Raw genomic sequence first — 13,167 nt, forward strand, 5'->3', positions numbered from 1 at the left:
TTATGAATCAGATTTTTGATTTTTTCAAAGACCATGCCTTTCTGTCAAAGCTTCTGATCTTTCTGATAATTATTGCCGTCGGTGTAATCGCGGTCAAGCTGATACTTATTCCTGTCAAAAAAATCCTGCTCAAAGCAAAGATAGATCACACGGTAAAGACCTTCACCTTTTCTTTTGTCAAGATCGCGCTGTATACGATAGTCGTGCTTATCGCGCTGACGAATGTCGGCGTAGAGATCAACTCGATTATTACCGCAATCGGCGCCGCGACTGTAGCGGCGAGCCTTGCGCTCCAGAACACGCTGAGCAATTTTGTCAGCGGAGTTATTTTGCTTATGACAAAGCCGTTTACGGCGGGAGATCTGATAGAGTTCGGAAACTTTGAGGGATATGTCGAGAGTATCCGCATTTTTTTCACAACCATTCGGACGTTCGACAATAAAATGGTAAAGATTCCGAATTCCAAGCTGACTGCCGACAGCGTTGTCAATTGCTCTATCGGCGAGCTGCGCAGGGTGAAGAACGTCTTTTCCGTCAGCTACGATGACAATATTACAAAGGTCAGGAGCGTTATTCTCGATGTTGTTTCCAAGAATGACCTGATACTTACTGACCCTGAGCCGAAGGTGTATGTTTCCAACCATCTCGACAGCGGAATTGAAATAACCGTGTTTACATGGGGAAAACAGGAAAACTACTTTTCGATTTTATTCTATATGGAAGAACAGGTCAAAAACGCGTTTGACAAAAACAACATCAATATCCCGTATCCGCATGTTGTTGTCAAAAAATAACATAATAAAAATTGAATTCCTGCAAATAATAATGGTGTCGCGATTTGCGGCACCATTTTTTATCAGAGGATGAATAGCTATGAAAAAGATTTTTGCCATTGCTTTTGCGGCGATCATTACCGCGTCTGCCATGACAGGCTGCGGCTGCAATATGGCCAATAACGCCGCGTCCACTGTGTCCCGTACAGCGTCCGACGCTGTATCGGGCGCGGGCAGAATTGTCGACGATGTGGGCAGCGGTGCGTCAAACGCGGTAAGCGACGTTGTTGGCAATACAAACGGCAATGTCAGCGATGACGACGGCGTTATCGGAAACGAAACTCAGGCTGCCACCGAGAACGCGACCGACGACACTGAAATGACTACAATGGACGACTCGGCAATGTAAATAAAGCGGTGGACAGCCACCGCTTTTTACTTTTATACCGCCTTTTCAAGCTCAGTTCTCAGCTGACGAATGATTTTCTTTTCGAGCCGCGAAATATATGACTGCGAAATGCCAAGCTTGTCGGCAACCTGCTTCTGAGTATGCTCCTTCTGACCGTTCAGTCCGAAACGCAGCTCCATTATTCGGCATTCGCGCGGATTGAGCCGCGATACTGCCTCGAGAACAAGGTTGTGCTCAAGCTCGCTTTCGAGATTATTGTTTACCTCGTCGGGATCGCTGCCCAGAATATCGCAGAGCAGCAGCTCATTGCCGTCGTAATCTGTATTAAGCGGCTCGTCGATCGAAACCTCGTTTTTGAGCTGAGAGGATTTTCGCAGAAACATAAGTATTTCGTTTTCAATGCACCGCGAGGCGTAGGTCGCGAGCTTGATGTTCTTTTCGGGAGAAAACGTGTTGACCGCTTTGATAAGTCCGATTGTTCCTATGGAAATCAGATCCTCCGCGCCAGCAGCAGGCGATTCGAATTTTTTCGCGATATAGACCACCAGACGCAGATTATGTACGATCAATATTTCGCGTGCCTTGCATTCTCCTTCGGAGATCCGCTTCATAACCTCAGTTTCTTCCGCGCGGCTCAGAGGCGGGGGAAGGGTTTCGCTTCCGTTGATATAAAACAATTCGTTTTCGCTTAAGAGCAGCATTCTTATCTTCCAAATAATACGCAGCATCAGATTACCTCACTTTCAGTCAGTTCATACGGCACAAGCGCCTTGATTTCGCCATTCAGCACATTTTCGCAAACGCCGAGATACACATCTTGCTCCGACTCCTTTCCGTCGATTTTCAGAGAGCTTAGGCGATAGCCTCTGATAAAGCCCTTGCCGCCGAGACTCTCAAACGGGATCACTCTCATTTTATCATTGCAAAGGTGCAAATCGCGTAGAATTGAGTCTTCGGCAATGATAACATAATCGCCCGAAAACGGTTCCTTAACGTTGCATCCTGTATCAACCGCGGCTAAAAAAGAAGTTGCGTCATTATTCAGCTCAATTTCTATCTGACAGATTTTTTTTCCGCATACACCCTTCGTCAGTCTTTTTATCAGTTTCATAATATAATAAGAAACAAGAGATAGAATAATCAGCAGAAAAGGGGATATATTAAAGTATACGGTATCGTTATAAATCTCCATATCCGCGGGATGAAACGTATTATAGACAAATATCATTACACCGCAAAAGGTAAACGACAGGGCAAAATAGACCGCCGCACGCCTGATAAATGTTTTTGTACCCGAAAAACCGAAGGCTATGAGAATGATCAGCGCGGCAAACAGCAAATCCGAGAGAAAATTAAGTCCGAAAGGCATTGGCGGGAGCAGGGCTGCAAGGCTGAATACTCCGCCCGCAAGACTCCCGAAAATGATTCTGAGCAGCTTTGCCCTGATATTCAGCAGCTTTTGCGTGCAAAGTATAAGAAAGAAGTCGACAAAGATGTTTACCGTTATTAGAACGTCGATATACACGGTTTTCATTTGATTCACCACCGTGTTAATTATCGCATATAAAGGTAATAAACATTGTCATTTTAGGTCAGGAGGTCAAAAATGCTTTTAGGCATCATCATTGGCACCTTCGTCGGGGCATTCTTGGGCGTCAGTCTGATGTGCCTGCTGTTCTACAGCCGGGGGTAAAGGAAAAAGGGACTGTGTGCTCACAGTCCCTTATTTCTGCAATAAAAAAGCGAAGCCCTGATGAGCTTCGCTTAATTCATTAATCTGTGCCTACATAACTCGGGTCGCCGTGGATCACGATCTCGCCTTCACCCGGAATCTCGGGGTAATCGGGGTCATTGTTTGCATTGTTATCCGCGCTCGACTGTGAGTTTGAGTTCGAGTTCGAGGCTTCACCGCTGTTCTCGTCGGCATTTGACTGAGCGTCTGAATGATAAGCCTCATTCTCGTTATTGTAGCTTTGCTCTGCCGAAGAATTGTAGTTGTTTGCCTGAGAATCAGCGCTGCCCGCAGTTGTTGGAACGGTTGTCTTGGGCAGAGTACCTTTCGCGGTAGTCGGCTGTACAGCGGTGCTCGAGGGCGCGGTAGTCGTCTCACTGTTTTTATCTCCTTCACCACATCCCGCGAACAGCGAAATTGAGAGAGCTGCCATTGCCGCGACGGCAAATATGGTTATAATTCTTTGTTTCATAATATCAACTCCTTGCTAAAGCTAACGCCTTTATTATAGGTTCCGGGAATAGTTTTGTCAATAACAGGCAACGTTTTTTCCGTTAATTATCATGCTGCTTTCACATGATAATCACATGGAAAACCATATGAATTACCTTTTGTTATATACGATTTCCTCGCCGTAGGAATCCTCAACAATAAACTGGTTGTTTTCAACACGGTAAGGGCGTTTCACGGGTGCAGTGCTTCCTTCAAAGGTTTCGTAGTAAATGCCGTCCTTGATTGAGTATGTCAGATTCATAACTTTGCCTGCCGCGTTATATGTTCCTGTTCCGTCGGGGTTGAAGGTATAAACATATTCATCTCCGTAGAGATTAAGAGACCAGCTGCCTACGATGCTCTGATCCGCGTTTGCCGCAGCGCTTTCCGACTGAGCGGTTGTCGTCTGGTCAGAGTTTGTTTTGCCTTTGCATGAACAAAAGCTAATTGCGGTTACAAAGGCGGCAAGAATAATCACGGATGTGGTTAAGAATTTTTTCATTAATATCGTTCCTTTCGAAATCATACTAAGTATATTGTATCACAAAGCTGAGTGTTTGTCTTTATCATTATAAAAATTTTTTTATTTTTTGTCAAATTCTTTCGTTTGTCTCGTGACACGCGGCGTTTATTATGGTAAAATATATAAAACAATAATAAAAAGGTATGTGGGATAATGAGTTTTGACAGGAAGAAACGCCAGCTAATAATTTTATCCGTTTTATTTGCGATTATTTTGCTTTTGATTATGATTTGTATTATAATCTCATTTAATAAATGCTCGTCTGACTCAGCCGATACAGCGGATACTGCCGCCTCGAGCGAGCCTGTAGTGCAGACGACAACTATGCCTGAGAAGTATATTATCGACGAAAATGTCAAGGTTATCAAGCAGGACGATCTTAAGGCAGGCTGCGAGACCTACGCCTGCACAATGCTGCTCAATATGCTCGGCTTTGATCTGGACGAACATACCATAGCCGACAATTATCTTAATTGTCAATTCGTGTATATGGGCGAAGAAGAGGGCGGCGAAAATTACGGCCCCGATCTGTACAGCGCTTTTGCAGGTACAGCCTACGGCGGTTGGGGAGTTTACGCTCCGTCAATGGCAAAAAGCATGAACAATTATCTGAAAGACCGGAAGTCAAACCTGAAGGCGTATAATATGGAGAACGTACCGCTTGAGGACTTGATTGATGAATATGTTTCAAAGGGTGTTCCCGTTATGGTATGGGCGACAACCGATATGGACGAGCCCTACGTATTTACCACATGGATCGTAAATTATGTCGACGAGAACGCGCGCACAAAACTGGGCGATACATTTTCATGGTACATGCACGAGCATTGCCTTGTTCTTATAGGCTATGACAGCGACAGTTATTACTTTGCCGATTCCACCGCAGGAAAGATATCTGTTTTCAAAAAAGACCTTGTTAAAAAGCGTTATGAGCAAATGGGTCAGCAGAGCATAGTTGTCAAATAGGTCGGTTGACTTTATATGTATATTGTGCTATAATCAATAAGTAAAAATTCAAAAAAAAGAGGTGATTAAAGTGACAAGCAGCGATAGTCATGGGTCGGGCAGAAGCGAAATTTCATTCAGTATCTATCACACGGACGCTTTCCTGTTCGTCGCTTTATTACACTGATTATTGATTTTTCAGCCTCTGTGCGGCCTGCGCGCAGAGGTTTTCTGTTTGTCCGTTTCTATTGTTAATTTCAAAAGAACGGGGGTCAAACAATGGCAAATGAAATAAACAACAAGACAGTTGAGACGATGCTGACAGAGCGTCCCGACTACGAAAACGAAATTATCCGCATTATACGCGGAAGCTACTCGCCTAAAACCGCTCAGGGAATGCTTGAGGACTATCACGGCAGCGATGTAGCGCAGGTTATGGAGAACCTCAATTCTCAGGAACGGAAGAAGCTGTACCGTATCTGTTCCGCCGAAATGCTCGCTGACGCGCTCGAGCACCTTGAGGAGGATGACGCGGGAGCATACTTGAACGAGATGGATCTCAAAAAGGCGTCCGCAGTCGTATCCATGCTCGAAACAGACTCCGCGGCGAATATTCTCAGAGAAATCCAGAAGGAGAAGCGCTCGCTGATCATCGATTCGCTTTCTCCGGAAATACGCAGCGATATCCGGTTGATCGCGTCCTTTGACGAGGACGAAATCGGCAGCCGCATGACGACGAACTGCGTTGTTATCCTTGATACACTCACAGTACCTCAGGCGATGAACGAGCTTATCAGTCAGGCTGAGGAGAACGACAATATCTCAACCATTTTCGTAACTGACGAAACAGGCGAGTTCAGCGGAGCGATCGACCTGAGAGATTTGATCACGGCGCGCAGGAATGATACTCTTGATTCGATTACCGTCACTTCCTTCCCGTACCTTTACGCGCAGGAAACGATCGACGATTGTATTGAACAGCTCAAGAACTATTCCGAGGCGTCTATCCCCGTACTCGACAACAACAACCGTTTTCTCGGCGTTATCACCGCGCAGAACGTCATTGAGGTAATTGATGACGAGATGGGCGAGGACTACGCAAAGCTCGGTGGTCTGACCGCAGAAGAGGATTTGCACGAGCCTCTTTTTCAGAGTATAAAAAAGCGTTTGCCGTGGCTGCTTGCTCTGCTCGGTCTGGGTATTATAGTATCAACCGTTGTCGGCGCTTTTGAAAAAGTAGTCGCGCAGCTTACAATGATCATGGCTTTCCAGTCGCTTATTCTCGACATGGCAGGTAACGTAGGTACCCAGTCGCTTGCCGTCACGATCCGCGTTCTCATGGACGAAGACCTCAGTGTAGGACAGAAATTCAAGCTCGTCGCGAAGGAAACAAGGGTCGGTTTTTCAAACGGTATTATTCTCGGCGCGATATCAATACTGTTTGTCGGTTTGTATATCATGCTCTTCAAGGGAAAGGATATCCTCTTTGCTTTTTCCGTATCGGGGTGTATCGGACTTGCGTTGCTTATCGCTATGGCGGTTTCGAGCGCGGTCGGCACACTGATTCCGATATTTTTCAAAAAAATCAAGATAGACCCTGCTGTAGCATCGGGCCCGCTGATTACCACTATCAACGACCTTGTAGCTGTAGTGACCTACTACGGACTGAGCTGGGTATTTCTTATAAATTTCTTACAGCTTTCATAATTTAACAAATTTGGAACATATTAATCAACGGGAGGCGTTCGATGTTTGACGCAGCATTAGTAAAAAAAGATTGTATTGAATGGATACGCAAGTTCTTTGAAGAAAACGGCCCGGGCTGTAACGCGGTCGTAGGCATTTCCGGCGGCAAGGACAGCTCGATTGTCGCGGCGTTATGTGTTGAGGCGCTCGGCAAGGAAAGAGTTATCGGCGTTCTTATGCCCAACGGCGTACAGGTTGATATCGATATGGCGCAGCTTCTTGTCAACCACCTCGGCATCAAGCATTATGTGATCAACGTAAAGGACGCTGTTGACGGAGTTAAAAACTCACTTCCGTTTGAGGCTTCGGCGCAAACTCTCACAAATATTCCGCCGAGGATCCGCATGACTACGCTTTACGCTGTTGCCCAGAGTCATAACGGACGTGTTGCCAATACCTGCAATCTGTCTGAGGACTGGGTCGGATACTCCACACGCTACGGCGATCAGGCGGGAGATTTCAGCCCGTGCTCGTTCCTCACAGTTGATGAAATGAAGCAGATAGGCAGACTCTGCGGACTTCCCGACGTTTTGATTGACAAGGTGCCGATTGACGGACTTTGCGGCAAAACCGACGAGGACAACCTCGGCTTTACCTACGCGGTGCTCGATCGCTACATCAGAACAGGTGAGATCGACGACGAGAATATCAAGAAAAACATTGATGACCGTCACCGCAGGAACCTCTTTAAGCTCAGCTATATGCCTTGCTTCCACACAGAAAAATACTTTGAATAACAGAAAGAGCGGTTTAACCGCTTTTTCTTTTTTAAATAAAAAAACCGTGACTATTTTGGCAATGTTCTCCAAACGGTGAATTGTAAATAATCTGAGAATAAGATATAATTATCTCAGAAAAATGAAAGGCTGATTCTATGGTAATTAAAAAGATAACATCAATAATCCTTGCCGCGTCGACATTCGCAACCTTTGCTCTTGCAGGCGCAACGGTTGAGGCGTCAACCGAAGATCCCACCATTAAGCACGTGGGCAAAACAACTCAGCAGGACGGAATACTGACCGCCTACAACTACAATGTTCCCTCGAACTCAAAGGCTTCCGTAAAAGTCTATAAATCCGACAAGGATAAAACAACAATTAAGTTCGCTGATTTTTTCAATCATCCTCAGACCTTTAACCTCGGCAAAAAAGAATTCAAAACCGAGACTTGGCTCAAATTGGGCGCAGGCGGCATCGGCGGAAGCGCGCCGTACATCGACCTGAGCAACAGCGCCGGCAAATACGAATGCGTAAAAATCAAGCTCTCGGATTTTTCGAGCTATTTCAATACAAACGGCACGCACACTGAAAAAATTTCCGATTACGGCAACCATAAGTACACCTTCAAGGAGGAAGCTGCGGACGCGAACGGCAACCGCTTTTCTTCCGCTCTGCTTATTTACAGCGGCGGTGCTATCAACCACGTCGTACCCGACAAGGACGGTATGGTTCAGATCTATATTTCGACCAAGCCCGGCGTTCCTGTTAAATACACTACGTCATTCTGTTACGAATTACATCAGGACGGAAGCGTTCGCTACGGCGGAGGCGGCGGCAGCTCAGGAAGCTATATCGGCGGTCTTACAATTGGTGACTGTGACCAATCCGGCTATATGGATATTTCCGACGCTACCGCGGTTCAGAGATATTCCGCAAAGATGGAGGATTTCAACAAAGCCCAGATCCGCTGCGGCGACCTCAACGGCGACGGAGTTGTTAACATTATGGACGCCACATTAATCCAGAAAGCAATTGCAAACCTTGACTAATATCAAACGGCTGCTTCGGTTGAAGCAGCCGTTGTTTTTATACCAGCAATTCCGAAATAACAGCGTTTGATACAAGAAATCCCTTAGGAGTGAAGCAAGCCCGCTTTGAATCCAGCTCCATAAATCCCGCCCTTGCGAAATTTCCGATTTTTTTCATTTGCAAAGGGGAGAGGCGATGTTGATATCTTTTTTCAAACTCCCCAAAAACCAGTCCGCTTTTCAGCCTTAGCGAGAGCATGATATATTCTTCTTCATCGCCGCCTTCTCCGTCCTGAATAATTATATTTTCTTCAAAAGCCTTCAAATCCCGTCCGTAACAGAACCGCCTGCCGTTCAGAAAGGAATGCGCCGAAGGCCCGATGCCGATATATTCGCCGCATTTCCAGTAAGCTGAGTTGTGGCGGCTTTCATAGCCCGGAATGGCAAAATTTGAGATTTCGTACTGCTTATAACCGAGCTTATCAAGATAATCTACGGCGAACAGATAAAGCTGAGCCTGTTTGTCGTCGTCTGCGAGGTCGAGCTGATCCTGAATGTCAAAAAACCTTGTGCCTTCCTCGATTTTCAGCAGGTAAGACGAGATATGCTTTACACCGCATTTGGCACAAAAGTCAATCGATTCCTTCAGACTGTCGATATCCTGATAGGGAATGCCCATCATTAAGTCGAGCGACACGTTATCTATTCCTGCAGCCTTTGCTCGTTGTGTGGTAACGAGCGCGTCTTTGGCGGTGTGGATTCTGCCAAGCGCTTTCAGCTCGCGTTCAACCGCTGTCTGGAACCCGACGGAAACCCGGTTAAAGCCCGCAAGTCTGAGCTTTTCAAAATCAAGCGTCTTGCCTGTGTCGGGGTTAACTTCAACGGTAATCTCGGCTTCGGGCTCTACGGTGAAGCAGTCCTTAACACTATAAAGGACATCGGACAGCCTGTCCGCGCCGAGTACACTCGGAGTGCCGCCGCCAAAATAAACTGTAGCGACGTTTTTATCGGTCTGACCGCTCCAGTATTTGATTTTTTCTTTCAGAATACGCATGTAATTATCATAATCCGTTTCAGATGCTCTTCCGCTGAAAAAATCGCAGTAAGGGCATTTGCTCTTGCAGAAGGGAATATGAATGTAAATACCGATTGACTCAGACATAATAAGCCTCTTTTCGGGATAAAATTTTTGAGACAGGAGCATTGCTGCCCCTGCCTCAAAAGTTGGAAGGTATATGAAAAGATAGGAATAATCATTGGTATACTCTTATATTACAATAATTTAACTTTTTTGTCAAGATTTTGTAGCGAAATAATTCAAAAAAATTTTTTTGACATAAATCCCGTAATTATTGTTGACATAAGGCGCATGAAAATTGTAAAATAATAAAGTTGTAGAAAATTCCGAAAGGATTGAATTTATGAGCTCATACAGAGATGAAATCACAAAACGAAGAACCTTCGCGATTATCTCTCACCCTGACGCGGGTAAAACCACACTGACCGAAAAGCTCCTTCTGTACGGAGGCGCTATTAATCTCGCGGGCTCTGTAAAGGGCAAGAGAACGGCAAAGCACGCAGTTTCCGACTGGATGGAAATCGAGAAGCAGAGAGGTATTTCAGTTACCTCGTCGGTTCTCCAGTTCAAATACGACGGCTATTGCATTAATATCCTCGACACCCCCGGACACGAGGATTTCTCCGAGGACACCTACCGCACGCTCATGGCGGCGGATTCCGCGGTAATGGTCATCGACGGCTCAAAGGGCGTTGAGAAGCAGACGATAAAGCTCTTTAAGGTCTGCGTTATGCGCAATATACCGATTATCACCTTTATTAATAAAATGGACAGAGACGCCAAGAATCCATTTGATTTGCTCGAGGATATTGAGAATGTTCTCGGTATCAATACCTATCCTGTCAACTGGCCTATCGGCTCGGGAAAGGAATTCAAGGGCGTTTACGACCGCAATACCGAAAAGATTCTATGCTTCACCGCGAACAACGGTCAGAAGGAAGTAGAGAAAACCGAGCTTGCTCTCGACGACCCCGCGATTGACGACACACTGGGACAGTATCTCAAGGCAGATTTGTTTGACGAGATTGAACTTCTCGACGGTGCCGGCGACGAATTCAACCTCGAAGCTGTCCGCGACGGCAAGCTGACTCCCGTATTCTTCGGCTCGGCTCTGACAAACTTCGGCGTTGAGCCGTTTCTTGAACAGTTCCTTAAGCTCACCACATCTCCGCTTTCAAGAGAAACCGTAAGCGAGAAGGTTGACCCGATGAGCGAGGATTTCTCTGCCTTTGTATTCAAGATTCAGGCAAACATGAACAAGGCGCACCGCGACAGAATCGCCTTCATGCGTATATGCAGCGGCAAGTTCGAGAAGAACATGGAGGTGTTCCATGTTCAGGGCAACAAGAAAATGCGTCTGTCACAGCCTCAGCAGATCATGGCGCAGGAGCGTGAGATTGTCGAAGAGGCTTACGCGGGCGATATTATCGGCGTTTTTGACCCGGGTATTTTCTCGATCGGCGATACGATCTGTTCCGCGAACCACAAGGTGCAGTTCAAGGGCATACCCACATTTGCGCCCGAGCACTTTATGCGCGTCCGTCAGAAGGACACCATGAAGAGAAAGCAGTTTATCAAGGGTACAAGTCAGATTGCGCAGGAAGGCGCTATCCAGATCTTCCAGGAGCTAGACGCCGGTATGGAAGAGGTAATCGTCGGCGTTGTCGGTGTGCTCCAGTTTGATGTTCTCAAGTACCGCCTTGAGAACGAGTACAACGTCGACATCATCATGGAGAGCCTGCCTTATGAGTATATCCGCTGGATTGTGAATGACGATATCGACCCCAAAACTCTCGACCTCGCCTCGGATACAAAGCGGATCCAGGATTTGAAGGGCAACCGTCTTCTGCTCTTTACAAGCTACTGGAGTATCGACTGGGCGCTCGACCACAACAAGGGACTTGAACTCAGAGAATTCGGTACCAACTGATGAAGGACGAAATCTTAGTCTATACTGAGGGCTGCGCATATCCGTTCCATATGCCCGGGCATAAGCGAAATATCCGCGACGGAGTCTTTCCGTATCAGCTCGATTTGACCGAGATAGACGGCTTTGATAATCTTCATCACCCCGAAGGTCTGATAAAGAAAATCGAGGATACGGCCGCACGGATTTATCACGCGAATCGCGCGTTTCTGCTCGTGAACGGAGCGACCTGCGGAATATTATCGGCCGTTAAGGCGGTATCGAACCGCGGCGACAAGGTGATTATCGCACGAAACTGCCATACTTCTGTTTATCATGCCGCTGAGCTGCTGGGCTTAAGACCTGAATTTCTCATGCCTGAGTCCGCAACGAATGATATATACGGCTGTGTTGACCCGTCAGCGCTTGAACAACAGCTTGTCGATAACCCCGACGCAAAGCTCGTCATTATTACCTCACCGACATACGAGGGAATTTGTTCAGACCTTGAAGCCATTGCACGTATTTGCCGTTCTCACGGAACGCGGCTGATTGTCGATGAAGCACACGGAGCGCATTTTCCGTTTCATTCAGCTTTTCCGAAAGGAGCGATGGACTGCGGCGCCGATATTTCCGTTGTCAGCCTGCACAAGACGATGCCCGCGATGACACAGACGGCGCTTTTACTGACAAGCGACGGTTCGTTGATTCAGCCGCTTCAATCCGCGCTGTCAATCTTTCAGACGAGCAGCCCGTCATATGTTCTTATGAGCAGCATTGAAGCTTGTCTGACCTCAAGCCGGGATTTTGATTCATATATCAGGAGATTACGCGATTTTGAAGATGCTATGCTTGATCTGAAGCATCTCAGCTTGCTGTTCAGAGGAAAGCAGGCTTTTGATTACGACACAGGCAAGCTGGTGATCTCAACTCAGAATGCCGACATAAGCGGCATTGAGCTTGCGGACATTCTCAGAAAACGTTATTATATTGAAGTCGAGATGGCGGCTCACGGCTACATTATCGCAATGACCTCTGTTTGCGACACAGACGACGGTTTTGAGCGGCTGAAAAACGCGCTGATTGAGATCGACAGAGAATGTAACCCAACAATCGGCAATGACCTGCAAATCTCGTTTGGACTCCCCGAAAGGCGGCTCTATCCGTTTGAGACAGGAAAGACAAAATCCGTAGTTTTCAGTGAAGCAGAGGGTCTTGTCAGCGCCGAGGATATCTTTGCGTATCCGCCAGGGATTCCGATTATTGTAAAGGGCGAGGTGCTTTCAGCGGAAATAATCACGCTTATCACGCGCCTTCACAGCAAAGGCGTCAATATCATTTCAAGTGAAAATTCATATCCCGATTCCATATTGGTTGCAGATTTGTAATTGACAAAACACGCGCTATATGGTAAGATTTATTTAGGGCACCTCTAAAAATATAGAGTTGTGCAGAGGTGCGGATATTTTATAGTAGATTATTGTCAAAACGACGAAGTCATACTGACGTATAACGAGGAGCTTTGGCAGGAATATGCTGTGAAAGATTTGTGTCTATGGGCAGCTTGATGTTTTTAGAGGTGCCCTATAGATTGATAAAGGAGTTTGATAACTATGAAAAGAATTAAAACTATTGAAACTCGCGATCTTAAGAAGAGCGTAAAGACCGGCGGCTGCGGCGAATGCCAGACCTCCTGCCAGTCCGCTTGCAAAACCTCCTGCGGCGTTGCTAACCAGCAGTGCGAGAAGTGCAGCGAGAAATAATTTTAATTTCAAATGAAGGATTTACGCCGTTACATCTTTTAGTAACGGCTTTC

General features: G+C 46.4%; 15 protein-coding genes. 10 read left to right on the forward strand and 5 right to left on the reverse strand.

Annotated elements, in window-relative coordinates; genetic code table 11:
• The first annotated feature begins 2 nt into the window (after nucleotides 1-2).
• Both AB1I49_RS06145 and AB1I49_RS06150 read left to right on the forward strand, forming a co-directional pair.
• Nucleotides 3-794 carry a mechanosensitive ion channel family protein gene (locus AB1I49_RS06145; RefSeq protein WP_407720457.1) on the forward strand — a complete coding sequence of 264 codons (792 nt, stop codon included), beginning with the start codon at nucleotides 3-5 and terminating at the stop codon, nucleotides 792-794.
• A gap of 79 nt (nucleotides 795-873) precedes the next feature.
• Nucleotides 874-1,182 (forward strand): hypothetical protein, encoded by a 309-nt coding sequence (locus AB1I49_RS06150; protein WP_186833085.1) that lies wholly within the window; start codon nucleotides 874-876, stop codon nucleotides 1,180-1,182.
• Nucleotides 1,183-1,214: 32 nt separating this feature from the next.
• Here AB1I49_RS06150 and sigE read toward each other — a convergent pair whose 3' ends face one another.
• Nucleotides 1,215-1,910, reverse strand: coding sequence for an RNA polymerase sporulation sigma factor SigE (gene sigE / locus AB1I49_RS06155; protein ID WP_186833084.1), 696 nt, complete (start codon nucleotides 1,908-1,910; stop codon nucleotides 1,215-1,217).
• Complete coding sequence (locus AB1I49_RS06160) at nucleotides 1,910-2,716, reverse strand: sigma-E processing peptidase SpoIIGA (protein ID WP_407720458.1); 807 nt, start codon at nucleotides 2,714-2,716, stop codon at nucleotides 1,910-1,912. The genes sigE and AB1I49_RS06160 overlap by 1 nt, the downstream gene beginning before the upstream one ends.
• A 72-nt stretch (nucleotides 2,717-2,788) precedes the next feature.
• Here AB1I49_RS06160 and AB1I49_RS06165 point away from each other — a divergent pair, with 72 nt between their 5' ends.
• On the forward strand, nucleotides 2,789-2,875 hold the full coding sequence (locus tag AB1I49_RS06165) for a DUF3789 domain-containing protein (RefSeq protein ID WP_186833167.1): 87 nt from the start codon (nucleotides 2,789-2,791) through the stop codon (nucleotides 2,873-2,875).
• A 79-nt stretch (nucleotides 2,876-2,954) separates the two neighbouring features.
• Here the strand turns inward: AB1I49_RS06165 and AB1I49_RS06170 are convergent, their stop codons facing one another.
• Both AB1I49_RS06170 and AB1I49_RS06175 read right to left on the reverse strand, forming a co-directional pair.
• Nucleotides 2,955-3,386 carry a hypothetical protein gene (locus tag AB1I49_RS06170; protein ID WP_407720459.1) on the reverse strand — a complete coding sequence of 144 codons (432 nt, stop codon included), beginning with the start codon at nucleotides 3,384-3,386 and terminating at the stop codon, nucleotides 2,955-2,957.
• Between the two features lie 132 nt (nucleotides 3,387-3,518).
• Nucleotides 3,519-3,908, reverse strand: coding sequence for a DUF5640 domain-containing protein (locus AB1I49_RS06175; RefSeq protein ID WP_407720460.1), 390 nt, complete (start codon nucleotides 3,906-3,908; stop codon nucleotides 3,519-3,521).
• Nucleotides 3,909-4,253: 345 nt separating this feature from the next.
• Here AB1I49_RS06175 and AB1I49_RS06180 point away from each other — a divergent pair, with 345 nt between their 5' ends.
• The 4 genes from AB1I49_RS06180 (at nucleotide 4,254) to AB1I49_RS06195 (ending at nucleotide 8,388) form a co-directional block, all read left to right on the forward strand.
• A complete protein-coding gene (locus AB1I49_RS06180) occupies nucleotides 4,254-4,895 on the forward strand; it encodes a C39 family peptidase (protein WP_316609780.1) in 642 nt (213 codons plus the stop codon).
• A 258-nt stretch (nucleotides 4,896-5,153) separates the two neighbouring features.
• Nucleotides 5,154-6,581, forward strand: coding sequence for a magnesium transporter (mgtE, locus tag AB1I49_RS06185; protein ID WP_407720461.1), 1,428 nt, complete (start codon nucleotides 5,154-5,156; stop codon nucleotides 6,579-6,581).
• A 41-nt stretch (nucleotides 6,582-6,622) separates the two neighbouring features.
• Nucleotides 6,623-7,357: an NAD(+) synthase gene (nadE, locus tag AB1I49_RS06190; protein WP_407720462.1), complete on the forward strand. Its 735-nt coding sequence runs from the start codon at nucleotides 6,623-6,625 to the stop codon at nucleotides 7,355-7,357.
• A gap of 137 nt (nucleotides 7,358-7,494) precedes the next feature.
• Nucleotides 7,495-8,388: a dockerin type I repeat-containing protein gene (locus AB1I49_RS06195; RefSeq protein ID WP_316611253.1), complete on the forward strand. Its 894-nt coding sequence runs from the start codon at nucleotides 7,495-7,497 to the stop codon at nucleotides 8,386-8,388.
• A 37-nt stretch (nucleotides 8,389-8,425) separates the two neighbouring features.
• Here AB1I49_RS06195 and hemW read toward each other — a convergent pair whose 3' ends face one another.
• The gene (gene hemW, locus AB1I49_RS06200) at nucleotides 8,426-9,529 is read right to left on the reverse strand and encodes a radical SAM family heme chaperone HemW (protein WP_407720463.1); all 1,104 of its coding nucleotides are present in this window, start codon (nucleotides 9,527-9,529) and stop codon (nucleotides 8,426-8,428) included.
• Between the two features lie 259 nt (nucleotides 9,530-9,788).
• Here hemW and AB1I49_RS06205 point away from each other — a divergent pair, with 259 nt between their 5' ends.
• The 3 genes from AB1I49_RS06205 (at nucleotide 9,789) to scfA (ending at nucleotide 13,114) form a co-directional block, all read left to right on the forward strand.
• Nucleotides 9,789-11,375, forward strand: a complete 1,587-nt coding sequence (locus AB1I49_RS06205) for a peptide chain release factor 3 (protein ID WP_407720464.1) — start codon at nucleotides 9,789-9,791, stop codon at nucleotides 11,373-11,375.
• Nucleotides 11,375-12,739 (forward strand): aminotransferase class I/II-fold pyridoxal phosphate-dependent enzyme, encoded by a 1,365-nt coding sequence (locus tag AB1I49_RS06210; RefSeq protein WP_407720465.1) that lies wholly within the window; start codon nucleotides 11,375-11,377, stop codon nucleotides 12,737-12,739. The genes AB1I49_RS06205 and AB1I49_RS06210 overlap by 1 nt, the downstream gene beginning before the upstream one ends.
• 225 nt (nucleotides 12,740-12,964) lie before the next feature.
• Nucleotides 12,965-13,114 (forward strand): six-cysteine ranthipeptide SCIFF, encoded by a 150-nt coding sequence (gene scfA / locus AB1I49_RS06215; RefSeq protein WP_216524039.1) that lies wholly within the window; start codon nucleotides 12,965-12,967, stop codon nucleotides 13,112-13,114.
• The last annotated feature ends 53 nt before the right edge of the window (nucleotides 13,115-13,167 follow it).

The sequence above is a fragment of the Ruminococcus sp. NATIVEDY160 genome (genome assembly GCF_045819885.1).
Lineage (GTDB): Bacteria > Bacillota > Clostridia > Oscillospirales > Acutalibacteraceae > Ruminococcoides.

What these genes read in the sequence shown, in the direction of transcription:
- AB1I49_RS06175 (WP_407720460.1), bottom strand. Translation starts at nt 3,908, where the DNA reads ATGAAAAAATTCTTAACCACATCCGTGATTATTCTTGCCGCCTTTGTA.
- scfA (WP_216524039.1), top strand. Translation starts at nt 12,965, where the DNA reads ATGAAAAGAATTAAAACTATTGAAACTCGCGATCTTAAGAAGAGCGTA.
- AB1I49_RS06165 (WP_186833167.1), top strand. Translation starts at nt 2,789, where the DNA reads ATGCTTTTAGGCATCATCATTGGCACCTTCGTCGGGGCATTCTTGGGC.
- nadE (WP_407720462.1), top strand. Translation starts at nt 6,623, where the DNA reads ATGTTTGACGCAGCATTAGTAAAAAAAGATTGTATTGAATGGATACGC.
- AB1I49_RS06210 (WP_407720465.1), top strand. Translation starts at nt 11,375, where the DNA reads ATGAAGGACGAAATCTTAGTCTATACTGAGGGCTGCGCATATCCGTTC.
- mgtE (WP_407720461.1), top strand. Translation starts at nt 5,154, where the DNA reads ATGGCAAATGAAATAAACAACAAGACAGTTGAGACGATGCTGACAGAG.
- AB1I49_RS06145 (WP_407720457.1), top strand. Translation starts at nt 3, where the DNA reads ATGAATCAGATTTTTGATTTTTTCAAAGACCATGCCTTTCTGTCAAAG.
- AB1I49_RS06180 (WP_316609780.1), top strand. Translation starts at nt 4,254, where the DNA reads ATGCCTGAGAAGTATATTATCGACGAAAATGTCAAGGTTATCAAGCAG.
- hemW (WP_407720463.1), bottom strand. Translation starts at nt 9,529, where the DNA reads ATGTCTGAGTCAATCGGTATTTACATTCATATTCCCTTCTGCAAGAGC.
- AB1I49_RS06195 (WP_316611253.1), top strand. Translation starts at nt 7,495, where the DNA reads ATGGTAATTAAAAAGATAACATCAATAATCCTTGCCGCGTCGACATTC.
- AB1I49_RS06160 (WP_407720458.1), bottom strand. Translation starts at nt 2,716, where the DNA reads ATGAAAACCGTGTATATCGACGTTCTAATAACGGTAAACATCTTTGTC.
- AB1I49_RS06205 (WP_407720464.1), top strand. Translation starts at nt 9,789, where the DNA reads ATGAGCTCATACAGAGATGAAATCACAAAACGAAGAACCTTCGCGATT.
- sigE (WP_186833084.1), bottom strand. Translation starts at nt 1,910, where the DNA reads ATGCTGCGTATTATTTGGAAGATAAGAATGCTGCTCTTAAGCGAAAAC.
- AB1I49_RS06170 (WP_407720459.1), bottom strand. Translation starts at nt 3,386, where the DNA reads ATGAAACAAAGAATTATAACCATATTTGCCGTCGCGGCAATGGCAGCT.
- AB1I49_RS06150 (WP_186833085.1), top strand. Translation starts at nt 874, where the DNA reads ATGAAAAAGATTTTTGCCATTGCTTTTGCGGCGATCATTACCGCGTCT.